At 63.5% G+C, this 12,584-nt stretch carries 12 protein-coding genes; 7 read left to right on the forward strand and 5 right to left on the reverse strand.

Features of this window, described 5'->3' with window-relative positions; genetic code table 11:
* Positions 1-20 precede the first annotated feature (20 nt).
* Positions 21-1,808 carry an oligoendopeptidase F gene (gene pepF, locus HSR6_RS00605; RefSeq protein WP_071932526.1) on the forward strand — a complete coding sequence of 596 codons (1,788 nt, stop codon included), beginning with the start codon at positions 21-23 and terminating at the stop codon, positions 1,806-1,808.
* Here the strand turns inward: pepF and HSR6_RS00610 are convergent, their stop codons facing one another.
* From HSR6_RS00610 to HSR6_RS00620, 3 genes are read right to left on the reverse strand one after another with little or no spacing between them, the layout of a single operon-like run.
* Entirely contained in the window at positions 1,809-2,276 is a 468-nt protein-coding gene (locus HSR6_RS00610; RefSeq protein ID WP_070364112.1) for a GNAT family N-acetyltransferase, read from the reverse strand.
* Entirely contained in the window at positions 2,273-3,538 is a 1,266-nt protein-coding gene (gene hemG, locus HSR6_RS00615; protein ID WP_071932527.1) for a protoporphyrinogen oxidase, read from the reverse strand. Before hemG ends, HSR6_RS00610 begins: the two co-directional genes overlap by 4 nt.
* Before the next feature lie 36 nt (positions 3,539-3,574).
* A complete protein-coding gene (locus tag HSR6_RS00620) occupies positions 3,575-4,672 on the reverse strand; it encodes a radical SAM protein (RefSeq protein WP_071932528.1) in 1,098 nt (365 codons plus the stop codon).
* 104 nt (positions 4,673-4,776) lie between these two features.
* Between HSR6_RS00620 and hemA the strand changes: the two genes are divergently transcribed.
* The 4 genes from hemA (at position 4,777) to HSR6_RS00640 (ending at position 8,259) form a co-directional block, all read left to right on the forward strand.
* Positions 4,777-6,033, forward strand: a complete 1,257-nt coding sequence (gene hemA, locus HSR6_RS00625; RefSeq protein ID WP_157754346.1) for a glutamyl-tRNA reductase — start codon at positions 4,777-4,779, stop codon at positions 6,031-6,033.
* Positions 6,034-6,095: 62 nt separating this feature from the next.
* Positions 6,096-7,325, forward strand: coding sequence for a proteasome-activating nucleotidase Pan2 (pan2, locus tag HSR6_RS00630; protein ID WP_070364116.1), 1,230 nt, complete (start codon positions 6,096-6,098; stop codon positions 7,323-7,325).
* Positions 7,326-7,371: 46 nt separating this feature from the next.
* Positions 7,372-7,845, forward strand: a complete 474-nt coding sequence (locus HSR6_RS00635) for a pyruvoyl-dependent arginine decarboxylase (protein WP_070364117.1) — start codon at positions 7,372-7,374, stop codon at positions 7,843-7,845.
* A gap of 48 nt (positions 7,846-7,893) precedes the next feature.
* Positions 7,894-8,259 (forward strand): DUF5811 family protein, encoded by a 366-nt coding sequence (locus HSR6_RS00640; RefSeq protein WP_070364118.1) that lies wholly within the window; start codon positions 7,894-7,896, stop codon positions 8,257-8,259.
* 75 nt (positions 8,260-8,334) lie between these two features.
* Here HSR6_RS00640 and HSR6_RS10950 read toward each other — a convergent pair whose 3' ends face one another.
* Positions 8,335-8,472 carry a hypothetical protein gene (locus tag HSR6_RS10950; RefSeq protein WP_157754347.1) on the reverse strand — a complete coding sequence of 46 codons (138 nt, stop codon included), beginning with the start codon at positions 8,470-8,472 and terminating at the stop codon, positions 8,335-8,337.
* A 378-nt stretch (positions 8,473-8,850) separates the two neighbouring features.
* Between HSR6_RS10950 and HSR6_RS10835 the strand changes: the two genes are divergently transcribed.
* Complete coding sequence (locus HSR6_RS10835; protein ID WP_148661788.1) at positions 8,851-9,543, forward strand: hypothetical protein; 693 nt, start codon at positions 8,851-8,853, stop codon at positions 9,541-9,543.
* A gap of 95 nt (positions 9,544-9,638) precedes the next feature.
* Positions 9,639-10,457: a hypothetical protein gene (locus HSR6_RS00645; protein ID WP_071932529.1), complete on the forward strand. Its 819-nt coding sequence runs from the start codon at positions 9,639-9,641 to the stop codon at positions 10,455-10,457.
* Between the two features lie 222 nt (positions 10,458-10,679).
* On the opposite strand, the gene infB is transcribed toward HSR6_RS00645, so the two are convergent.
* Positions 10,680-12,476 carry a translation initiation factor IF-2 gene (gene infB, locus HSR6_RS00650; protein WP_071932530.1) on the reverse strand — a complete coding sequence of 599 codons (1,797 nt, stop codon included), beginning with the start codon at positions 12,474-12,476 and terminating at the stop codon, positions 10,680-10,682.
* Between the last annotated feature and the right edge of the window lie 108 nt (positions 12,477-12,584).

Here is a 12,584-nt window from a genome sequence, read left to right on the forward strand (position 1 = left end):
GCGCCCGTACCACGGCGGGTATGGACAGCGTCCCCGAGCGAGCGGCGATCCCGACCGAGTACACCTGGGATCTGGAAGCGATCTACGAGTCGACTGCGGACTGGGAGGCCGCGTTCGAAGCCGTCTCGGAGCGGATCGACGAGATCCGGGCCTACGAGGGTCGGCTGGGCGAGGACGGCGAGACGTTGCTCGCGGCGCTGCAGACCCGTGACGAACTCGCCCGCGAACTCGATCAGGTCGCGGCCTACGCCCGGATGCGCTCCGACGAGGACACCCGCGATCAGGCGGCCCAGGGGCGGGCGACCCGGGCCCGGACCCTCGCCGCGGAATTCAACAGTGCGAACTCCTTCATCGGGCCGGAAATTCAGCAACTGCCCGAATCGCGGGTGACCGAACTGCTCGACTCCACCCCGGAACTAGCAACCTACGAGCACTACCTCGATGACGTCCTCCGGCTCAAACCCCACACCCGCTCGGCCGAAGTCGAGGGGGTCCTCTCCGAACTCGGGGAGGTTCTCTCCGCTCCCTCGGAGGTGTTCGGGAAGCTCACGAACGCCGATCTGACCTTCCCGACCGTCGAGGGAAAAGAGGGAGAGGTCGAGATCACCCAGTCGAATTTCACCTCCCTGTTGCAGCGTCCCGACCGAGAATTCCGAGAGCGCGTCCACGAGGCCTTCTACGGGGAACTCGCCACGGTTCGGAACACGCTGGGGACGTCGCTGAACCATCAGGTCCGCAAACACGTCAAGACCGCGGACATCCGCGATTACGAGTCGGCTCGCGAGGCAGCGCTCGACGGCTCGAACGTCCCCGTGTCGGTTTATGACGCGCTCGTCGAGACTGTCGAGGGGAACCTGGAGACGCTGCACCGCCACCTGGACCTGAAGGCCACGGCGCTGGGTGTCGACGAACTCGAAATGTACGACGTGTACGCGCCCGCCGCGCCCGGGGAGAGCCCGGAGATTTCCTACGAGGCGGCCACCGAGATGGTGATCGAGGCGCTGTCCCCGCTGGGCGAGGCCTACCAGGACCGGGTCGAAGCGGGCATCGAGTCCCGGTGGATCGACGTCCACGAGAACCGGGGCAAGCGTTCGGGCGCCTACTCGGGTGGGACCTACGACACCCACCCCTACATCCTCATGAACTGGCAGGACGACGTCACCTCGCTGTATACCTTGGCCCACGAACTCGGCCATTCGATGCACTCCGAACTGGCCAGCGAGGCCCAGCCCTACGTCGATGCCGACTACGAGATCTTCGTCGCCGAGGTGGCCTCGACGGTCAACGAGACGCTGTTGACCCATCACCTCCTGGAGACAGTCGAGGACGAACACTTCCGCGCGCACGTCCTGGATCAGTTCCTGGAGCGGTTCCGCTCGACCCTGTACCGCCAAACTCTCTTTGCCGCCTTCGAGGCCGAGATCCACGAGCGCTCGGCCGCGGGCGAACCCCTGACGCCCGACCGACTCGACGAACTGTACGGTGAGCGCAAGGCGCGGTACTACGCCCCGGCCCACCTCGACGAGCACATCCGGACGGAGTGGATGCGTATTCCCCACTTCTACTACAACTTCTATGTCTACCAGTACGCGACGGGGCTGAGTGCGGCCGTCGCTATCGTCGACCGCATCGAATCCGATTCGGCCGCCGCGACGGACTACCTCGATGCCCTCCGACTGGGCGGCAGCGAGTACCCTCTCGATGTGCTCCAGACGGCGGGGGTCGACATGGCCGACTCCGAACCCATCGAGACGGCGATCGGGGAGTACGAACGGCGTATCGAGGAGATGGCCGACCTGCTCGCCTGATCAGCGTCGCTTTTCCATCGGCTGGAATTTGCTTTCGGATCCGGCGACCTCCGCTTGGCTGTATCCCTGGGCTTCGAAGAACGGTACCGTGTCCGCAGGCGTCAGGAGTCCGAGCGCCTCCAGGCCGGACTCGACGGCCCGGGTCTCGATGGCCTCGACGAGGAGCGTCCCGATCCCGGATCGGGCGGCGTGTGGATGGACGAAGACACCGCCCAGTTGGCCGTCCACGGGTGGCTCGAACCGTTGGGCGGCCCCGGCTTCGAGCCAGCCAAAGCCCGCGATCGATCCGTGGTCTTCGACGACGAAGACGGCCGTGTCCGGACTCGCCAGTGCCGCTCGAACTGGCTCGTCCGCCTCGATCCAGGCCTGCTCGGCCGCACTCTCCGTCAGGCCGCTGATCGCGGCCCGGCGAACGGCGAGTAACTGGTCCCGATCGTGCTCCTGGGCCCGGCGGATCGATCGGGTCACGGTTCGGCCAGTCGCTCGGCCGTCCGTTTCGCGTCGGCGATCCGGCCGATGATCCCCGCTCGTTCGGTGTAGTTGGTGACAAAGTCGATCCCGGTTGGTGGATCGAGCCGGTCCAGTGCGGTCCAGGACTGGTCGTAGGCGGGCATGCCGGGCTCCCAGCGGTTCACGGAGAGGACGTCGGCCGGTTCGCCGTGCAGGTCCTCGAACTCCCGGGCCGCGATCGCCCCGATCTCCTCGTCCGAGCGGTCGAGCAGCTGTCGCCGCTCGCTCCCGCCCAGGTAGGCGGTGTAGACGCCGTCCCGGTCGAGCATGCTGGCGTTCCAGGTCATTCCGAGGGTGGTATACCCCGCCTCGGGGAGGATCTGACAGCCGTGACCGGTCAACTCGGCTGCGGAGTGCAGGTGGGCCATCACGATCGGGTTGTAGTTGAACTCGCGGAGGGTCCCGGCGAGGGTCTCTTCCAGCGGTTCGAGGATGTCCGCTGCGACCGGGGCCGGTGTGGTGAGCGCGACCGCGTCCACGGCGGTGGGGCCGTCTGGCGTGTGGATCTCGTACCCGTCGCCGGCGGACTCGATCGCCTCGACCGGGGTGTCGAAGTGAATCCGGTCGGCATAGCGGTTCGCCATGGCCACCGGCAACCGTGCCAGGCCGTCCTCGAAGGTCACGATCGGGGGCGGGTCCCGTCCCTGCAACACGTAGCGGATGACGGCTGCGAGGATCGAGCCCTCGATGCCATGGCGCTTTAGGGCCTTGCCGAGTGAGTACTCGACCAGCATCTCGTCCGCCGAGGAGCCATAGAGGCCGGTGTAGAGCGGTTCGAACACGCGGTGGGCGGCCTCGTGACCGAACTTCCGGGTGAGGAAGGCCTCGACGGACTCACCGGGCTGTGGGCCCCTGGTCAGGGGTTCGGCCAGGACCCGGAGTTTGCCGCGCCAGGAGAGCAGATCGGTGGTGACCGCGGCCCGAACCGAGAGCGGGGCCTCCCTGAACGCGCCGTCGTGGTAGATATAGAGTGGCTGGTCGGTGTGCCCCTCGCGAAGTTCGTCCGTGAGGCCCAGCTCGGAGACGAGGGCTTTGACCGGGCCCGCGAGCCGGAGTCGCTGGGGACCGAGTTCGAGCACCCGGCCGTCGACGGTCCGGGATTGAATCATGCCGCCTGGACGGTCCGTCGCCTCGAAGGTCACCGTCTCGATGCCCTGTTGCTGGAGGTAATGTGTCAGTGCGAGCCCGGAGATGCCGGCCCCGACGACGCCGACAGTCACGGGCGATCCGCCTCCATTGTGGTGTGAGCCCACATCTCAGGCTTCGGGTGGGTCTTCGGAGATCAGTTCCTCGACGTAGGGACAGAGTGGATCACTCGCCATCGGATTCCCCGTGACGGCGTAGGCCCGTGAGCGGCTGCCGCCACAGAGCTCGCGGTGCTCGCAGGTGCGACAGGTGCCGGTGAGCTGGGAATCGTCCCGGAGCATCTCGAAGAGGTCCGCGTCCCGATAGATGTCCACGAGGGAGGTCTCGGTTACGTTGCCCCCGGTGAGTGGCAAGAAGCCGGAGGGGAACACGTCGCCCTCGTGGCTGACGAAGACAAAGCCCTTCCCGGCCCGCGTCGAGCCGACCCGGACGTCGTTGCCCGTCGCGGCCTGTTCGACTTCCTTTGCCACCACGCGGTAGTGGGGCGCTTCGACGGTGATGGTTCGGAACGGGGCCGATTTTTGGCGCTCGTAGAGGAACTCCATCACGTCACGGGTCGCCTCGGGTTCGAGCTGGTCGAGTTCGGTGCCCCGACCGATGGGGACCAGGAAGAACACCTCCCACATCGCCGCCCCCAGCTCTTCGACCAGATCCGCGATTTCGGGGAGTTCGTCGGCGGTGTTCGCGGTGACGGTCGTGTTGATCTGAATGCCCAGGCCGGCTTCTTTTGCCATCTCGGCCCGGTCCATGATCAGCTCGAAGGACCCCTCCTCGCCGCGGAAGGTGTCGTGGCTCTCCGGGGTGGCTCCATCGAGGGAGAGCGCGATGCGTTTGACCCCCAGGTCCGCGAAGGTCTCTAGCACGTCGCGGTCCAGAAGCGAGGTCGGGGCCGGGGTCACCGCCGTGGGGAGTCCCTGGTCGGTGGCATGCTCGATGAGTTCGTAGAGATCCGGGCGCTTGAGCGGGTCGCCACCGGAGATGACAAAGACCGGGGGCGGGTGCCCGAAGTCCGCGATCTGGTCGATCAGGGCCTTCCCCTCGGCGGTCGAGAGCTCGTTCGGGTCGCGATCGGGCTGGGCGTCCGCTCGGCAGTGATCACACTCCAGATCACAGGCCTGTGTTACCTCCCAGGTCGCGATGAGCGGGGTTTGCGCGTAGTTCCGCCCACCGCCGCCACCGGGGTGGCCACCCGGATGTCCGTGTGCCATTGGCGGGGGTAGGGGAGCAACGGATAAAAGCCCAGTTCTCCGCGGACCAAGAGCCGCGAATTTATATCGCCCCGCCCGACTAGGACTACACAGAATCAGTGACGATGAACGATCTTCACGCCCTGATCGTCTCGCACAAACGGGCTTCCGTCGACCAGATCCGGCGGTTGACGGAACGAGACGTGGGGCAACTCCGCTATCGGCTGGCAAACGCCGGGGCGGAGGAAGTCTACGTGTTGCATACCTGCAACCGGGCCGAGTACTACGTCACGGGATCCAGCACGGCCCGCGAGGCGGTCGTCGAGGACATCGAGTTGCCCGCCGACACTATCCAGCGGCTCTCGGGCCCGGCGGCCGCCCGGCACCTCCTGCGGGTCGCGGCTGGCCTGGAGAGCATGGTCGTCGGCGAGGACGAGATCCTCGGCCAGGTTTCCCGGGCCCAGGAGGAGGGGCTCTCCCAGTTGAACGGCACGCTCGGCCCCATCGTCGAGAAGGCGATCCGGGTAGGTAAACGGGTCCGCTCGGAGACCCGGATCAACGAGGGCAACCCCTCGATGGGGACCGCGGCCGCGGAACTCGCCAGCCGCCAGCTCGGCGATCTCTCCGACGTGCGGGCGATCGTGATCGGGGCCGGCGAGATGGGCAAACTCGTCGCCAAACCGCTTGCGGACCGCGGGGCCGAACTGTTGATCACGAATCGGACCTACGACTCCGCGAAGGAACTCGCCCAGCGGGTGGCTGGCACGCCCATCTGTTTCGAGGCGATTCACGGCAGTCTCTCGGAGGTCGACCTCGTGGTGACCGCGACCGACGCCCCCCACCCGATCCTCGATGCGGCGACCTTCGACGAGACGAACGTGACCGTGCTGGACCTGGCGAATCCCCCCGACGTTGCCGACCCGGCCCGGGATCTGGACTCGGTGACGCTCTTTGACATCGACGACATCGGTTCGATCGTCGACAGCGCGATGGCGACCCGGACCGAGGCGGCCACCGAGGCCGAGCGGATCGTCGACACCGAGATGGAGGCCCTCGAACGCGACCTGAAGAAACGCGAGGCCGACGAGATGCTCTCGACGATCTACGATCGGGCCGAGGAGTTGCGGCAGGCGGAGGTCAATCGGGCACAGAATCGACTGAACCAGAACGGCGGGCTCACGGAGCGAGAACGGGAGATCCTGGACGACCTGGGCTCGGCGCTGGTCAACAAGCTGCTCTCGACGCCGACCCGGTCGATCAAGCAGGCGGCGGTCGCCGAGGACTACGAGACCCTCCGAACCGTCGCGGACGTCTTCGAGGTGCCAGAGGCCCCGCCCGAGGAGCCGGTCGAGCCCGACACCGAGGAGCAAGCGGATGGATAAAGAGCGGAGGATACCCCGTGGACCCAAAGGGACTTGATTATCCGGACCGTACTCACGCCAAAATGTCTCGGAGTCCCTCCCTTCCGGATCGCCCAACGCTCGATCTGGACCCAGAATCGCCGCCTCGCGAACGTCTCGAGGCGCTGAAGTCCCACTACGTAGATATTCTCTCGGTCCACCGGGAACTACAGGCCCAGCTCGACCGGGTCACGTCGCGTCGCGAGGACCTCCAGGAGGAGGTTGACAGTCTCCAGCGCGAGAACGAGACGCTGAAGACGGCCTCGCTCTACCTCGCGACAGTCGAGGATCGGACCGAAAGCGACGAGGTCATCGTCAAACAGCACGGCAACAACCAGGAGGTCCTCACCGAGGTCTCAGGGGAGCTCGCCGAGCGACTGGAGATGGGCGATCGTGTCGCCATCAACGACTCCTTTGCCGTCCAGCAGATCCTCGACGACGAGACCGACGCCCGGGCCCAGGCCATGGAAATCCAGGAGAGCCCGGATGTCACCTACGCGGACATCGGCGGCCTCGACGACGAGATCCGCGAGGTCCAGGAGGCCGTCGAGGACCCGCTCACACAGCCCGAGCGCTTCGAGAAGGTTGGGGTGGAGCCACCGAGTGGGGTGCTCCTCCACGGCCCACCCGGCACCGGGAAGACGATGCTGGCCAAGGCGGTGGCCAACCAGACCGACGCGACCTTTATCAAGATGGCCGGCTCCGAACTGGTCCGGAAGTTCATCGGCGAGGGCTCCCGGATGGTCCGGGACCTCTTCGAGCTGGCCGCCGAGCGCGAGCCCTCGATCATCTTCATCGACGAGATCGACGCCGTCGCGGCCAAGCGCACGGATTCAAAGACCTCCGGGGACGCCGAGGTCCAGCGGACGATGATGCAACTGCTCTCGGAGATGGACGGCTTCGAGGACCGCGGTGAGGTCCGGCTGATGGCCGCGACCAACCGCTTTGACATGCTCGATCGGGCGATCCTGCGGCCCGGTCGGTTCGACCGCCTGATCGAAGTGCCAGAGCCCACTCGCGAGGCGCGGGCGGAGATCCTCCGGATCCACACCCAGTCGATGAACATCGCAGCCGACGTGGACTTCGACCGCCTGGCCCGGGAGACCGAGGGCTTCAACGGCGCGCAACTGGAGAGTCTGAGTACCGAGGCCGGGATGTTCGCGATTCGGGACGACCGCGAGACAGTCGAAATGGCGGACTTCCGGGACGCCGTCGAGAAGCTGGAGACCGCCGCCGAGGGCGACTCGCCCGCCTACACGGCCTACATCCAGTAGCTCGCAACCGACACGGATTAATTCGGGACCGGCCTTCTCCGAGTCGATGGGTCAGATCAGAATCGTTTGGGGGACCGGCCGCGGCCCCACGGAGACCGCCGCGTACGACGCCGCCCTGGCCGCGGCGAACGTGCACAACTACAACCTCGTCGCGGTCTCCTCGGTCATTCCGGCCGACGCCACGGTTTCGCGAGTCGGGACGGCCCCGGACCTGGGGCCGATCGGCCACCGGCTGACCGTCGTTGAGGCTGCCACGACCGTCGCCGGACCCGGGGTTGCCTCGGCCGGCCTCGCCTGGACGACCGGGGACGGCCCGGGACTGTTCTACGAGTCGGCTGGCCCGACCGACCGCGCCACGGTCGAGGCCCGGGTGCGGGAGGGGATCGCGGCGGGTCAGGACCTGCGGGATTGGGAGATGGATGGTCCGGCGGTCGAGACGACGAGCATCGAAGCCGAGAGCGGCGAATACGCTGCAAGCGTCGTCATCGCGGCCTACGGGACCGCCGAGCCGATTCTCTGACTGCTGGGACCGAAGTGTTTACCCAGCCCGCCCGGCTATGCGTGGGTAATGTATGGAAATACGCCGTACGCGGGCCGTCCGGGCGACGAGGAGGTTCCGGAACTCTCTCCCGCGGCGCGGCGCGCCCTCCAGGAGGGCGTCTCCGACGTAGAGCGGGCGACCCGTCGCTTTCTGCCCGATGACTACCAGGTCGGCTCCCGTGTCGGCCAGTCGAACTCGGGGCCCCAGGTCACCATCTCGGTCCGACCACCGGTCGGCAACCCCGTGAGCGCGGGCTTCACCCCCGACATGGACAGCGAGGAGGACCTCATCCCGGTCGAGGACGTCGACGAGGTCGCCCGCGGCCTGGCCGCGAGCGCGGCGCTGCAGGTCAAGCAGGCGATCGGTGACGACGTGCCGCCAATGGCACGATAGCTCGCTTGAAAACGTCGAGACCGTCCGAAAAACCCGAGTTGTCCCGAGGAACCTGAGACAGCAGTCGCTCTTGTACTAACTCGCCTGGCACGTCGGACAGGTGTCGTCTTGCTTGTAGTCGACCAGGCCGACCGCGTGGCGGCCGGTTCGTCGCCAGTAGCTGTTGCAGTTGGGGCACTCCCGGATCTGGTGGAATTCCGTGGTGTGTTGCATCACATCCCTATCGTTCATGGTTGTGCACATAAGGGTTCCCCTGATACCAATTGAAACAATATTAGAACCTTATATTCATATAAGGTCTGGCAAGCGGCGGCGCTTGTTCTCGGTGCTGGTGTCCAAAACTGACTGTGTGTGCCCTTTAAATTCCCATTCTCCCAAAAGGTGTGTGGAATTGTATAGATAATCGTTAATACAATATCTTATGTCCACTCATTGTTTGGATTGTGGATTATGTATAGAAAGGACCTCTCAATGGTAGCCCACCATCTGGTCGCTCGTGATTTTCCAAGACTGGATAAAAATGAGAAGTGAACAACAAACAAATAACCTGAAGAGCCTGGCATTTGGCGTGTCCGTGAAGTGGTCTATGTCATGAGCAGGTGGACGATTATCTCCATTTTGGTTACAGTTGTTCTAATCGGAATTCCCACTGCTGCCAATTTTTATCCGCCCTTATTTGCTGGTTTGGCTGATCGATTACCGATTAACGTCATTTTCTCCTGGATGGCCCGCACAGGAATTCTCGCTATCGGGGCTATGAGCGGGTGGATTGTGAGGGGCATTTGGGAAGGGGAAAACGAGTCAGAGAGGGATATTGCGCCGGACGAAGAAACTGGGACAGACATCAATGGTGATGCTAAAGTCTCAGAAATTGAGGGGTGTATTGAGGTGGAGGGAAGTTGTTGGAGAGGAACAGCTGAAATATCAGATGAAAGGATATCTGATATTGACGTGGAATACAAAGCAATCTGTCCAAATTGCCAGACAGTGATGTATGACGGTGAAAATCGCGCTCCTGTTGCTGTGGCCACTGCGGGTGGAGGGCCAGACTTTTGGGAATGTCCAAGTTGCAACCATCATACGAGAGATCAGTATAGCAAATATGAGGATGCTCAAAATTTGTTCGATAGTCACGCTCGTCGGATTGTAGAAAGTGAGGGAGAAGTATATTCACTTGATAATTTAATTGATGAGATCCCCCACGAGGTGACGCCAAGGGGTATATGGGAACAATATGCAGAGACGACGGATGATAGTCAAGTCTCTACAAGTTGTTTCCACTGACTTTCAAGAACGGTCACACCGCCGTGGGCCATTCGGGGAGCCATGTAACCTGCAGAGGGAAAACGCTTATTTCATCAAGGTAGGTGCATGCTTGTATGCCGACTATATTGCAGTCGCTTCCTCCCAATTTTTGGTCTGTTGATGTCGCGGATGTTGTTTCACTACTTTTGACGGTGGGACTGTTTTTGGTCTATTTCAGTATGAGGAATATTCAGGACGAACAGAATACGATTCAGCGAACTCAAAATAGGCTGATGCAGAGACAGACCGCTTTGATGGCGGCAAACCATCAGCCGAGACTAACGTTTGACAGCCATCGGGGGGACGACGATACCCTGAAACTTAGTATAGACAATAGTGGCGAGGGTCCCGCGGACAATATCCATTCACAGTGTGTGATTTACGAACAAGAGTTTGGTGGCGACGGTCCCCAATTTAAGCCTGGATACCAAGGGGCTGGAACGGTCGTCAGTTCAGCGCTAAACCCCATGGTTCGTAAACCTACTACGTCGATGCATGACGACAAGCCGCCCGATATGAACAAGGTAGGAGAAAGTACCGTTGAGGCGGGAGAGATGAATATTCTACTTGATGGTGTGATCAAACTCAAGCCGTTCAGTGGCGGGTCTGAACCCTACGATGCCCCTTTCTCCGAAGTCATGCAGAGGCTTAGTCGGGAATGGAACGATGTTGACCATATCGCTATTGACCTGTTCGTATTTTTCACCGACGTAGTGGGTGAGGAGTATGGAATGCATGTGGAGAGTTACTCGGATATTCCGCTCAGTATGGATTTGACATTTGAGGAGGCTCTTGAGCGGGGAAGTAAGCATAGTCGAATTGGTGACCCTCTTACCGAAGATGACGCCGCGGCTATGATACCGCTCAATCCCGAGAATATGGACTTTAGGTAACGCTTGGCGCCCTCAAATCCACCCCCTACCATGGAGCGATAGGGACCCGTCCGCTCTGTAATCTTGACGGGGTCGTTTGGGGGTGGTGTCCGTCGGTTTGAGTGACGCGCGAGAACTGGCGAAGCGGCTATCTATCAGATTGGTAGAGCAGTCTGGCGGGGTTGACCCCGACCACCGGCTAAAACCTCCGAATTTGTGTAAACAATTGATTACACAAAACGCCTACTTCCCCCAGAATGGCTCGCGCTCGCGCCGGGTCTCCAGGAACTGGGCGAGCGCCTCCCGCTCGTCGGCCGGCAAGTCCTCGCGGAGTTCCTGTTCGAGCACTTTGGCGTGATTCTCGGGGAGGTCGACCCAGAGCACGTCTTCTTCCTCGATGTCCCGGCCCACTGTCGGGCCGTCGATCGAGACCGCGGCGCGCTCACCGGCCCGAAGTTCGTCCAGGTCCTCGCCCTCGTCCTGGATCGTCTTGAGGACGCCCACGCGCTCGAACTCGCCGTTCTCGAAGTAGCCAACGGGAACGTTCCGTCCCAGCGTGCCCGTCGCGACCTCCACGCCGACCACGGCGGGCCCGGACTGCCGAAAGACGTGATCCCGGAGGATCCGGAACCGGGCGGGCCGGACGACGTTCTCGAAGACGGCCTCGCGTTGCCGTCGGTGGATGTTCTCGACGTACGCCTCGTAGTCCTCGATGAGCTGATAGATCACGTCGTCCATGAACAGCCGGACGTCGGACTCGGCGGCCAACTCCGCGGCGTCGTCGTGTACGTCGACGTTGAACCCCAGGATCGCCTGGTGGGTGTCCTCGTCGGCTGTGGATGCCACACTCACGTCCCGGGGCGCGATGTCCCCGACCTCGGCCCGGAGGATCGGAATCTCGGCCTCGCGCAGCGAGTTGGCGATGGCCTCCAGACTGCCCAGGGTGTCGGCCTTGACGACGATGCCCTCCTCCTCGGTGCTCACGGCCACCTCCGCGAGTTCCTCCTGGACGGCCTCGACGACGGCCTCGGTCTCCCGGTCCCCGACGACCCGGACTGGCGCTCCAGAGAGGGCCTCCTTGAGATCCGGCGCGGCGATCTTCAGCCCCATCGCGGCCGAGACCGACTCGACCTGCTCGAAGCGCTTCTCGGTGCGGATCTCCGCCAGATCACGTGGCTGGAGCAACGCTCTAACAGTCGTGACGATCGGGCCCTGGGTCCCGCCGACGACGATCTCGTCGCCCTCCTCGATCGTGCCGTCGTACAGGATCACGTCCAGCGTGGAGCCAAAGCCCCGCTCCTCGGTGACTTCGAGGACGGTGCCCGCACCGGGGCCCGAGATGTCGACCTCCATCTCTTCGCCCATGTAGCGCTGGGAGAGCCCCATCAGGACCGCCAGCAGGTCCGGGATGCCCTCGCCGGTCTCCGCGCTCACCGGGATCACGCCCACGTTCTGTCGGAAGTTCTTCACCCGCCAGTAGAAGTCCGCGGAGAAGCCCGCATCCGAGAGGTCGCCGATGATCTCGTAGAGCCGTTCGTCGAGGTCCCCGCGCACGCGGTCGCTCTGGGCCTCGTAACTCGCCCGGATCGGGGCGTCGGGGCTGGGATTCCAGCCCGGAATCGTATCGACCTTGTTCGCGGCGACGACGAAGGGCGTCTCGCTGTCCTGCAAAATCGAGACTGCCTCGTGGGTCTGTGGCTGGAAGCCGTCGGTCACGTCCACGACGAGGATGGCGATGTCCGCCAGCGCCCCGCCCCGGGCCCGCAGCGTGGTGAAGGCGTGGTGGCCCGGCGTGTCGATAAAGAGCAGGCCCGGCAGGTCGAACTCCTCGGGGTCGACCAGGTCGCCGGCGATCTTCGAAACCACGTCCAGCGGGACTGCGGTCGCGCCGATGTGCTGGGTGATCGCTCCCGATTCGCCCTCGATCACGGCCGAGCCCCGAATCTTGTCGAGGAGGCTCGTCTTGCCGTGATCAACGTGGCCCAGGACGGCCACGATGGGGGTTCGAAACGCGTCGGTTTGGGCTGGGTCAGGCGACATGCGAGTAAAGAACCCGGTTACTCCTACAGATCAACGGGCGGCAGTTAAGAGCATCGTCACCCGGCCCGGGCAGCCCAGGGCATTTATGGTCGCGGGTCGAGTCCGATG

Source organism: Halodesulfurarchaeum formicicum, assembly GCF_001886955.1.
Classification (GTDB): domain Archaea; phylum Halobacteriota; class Halobacteria; order Halobacteriales; family Halobacteriaceae; genus Halodesulfurarchaeum; species Halodesulfurarchaeum formicicum.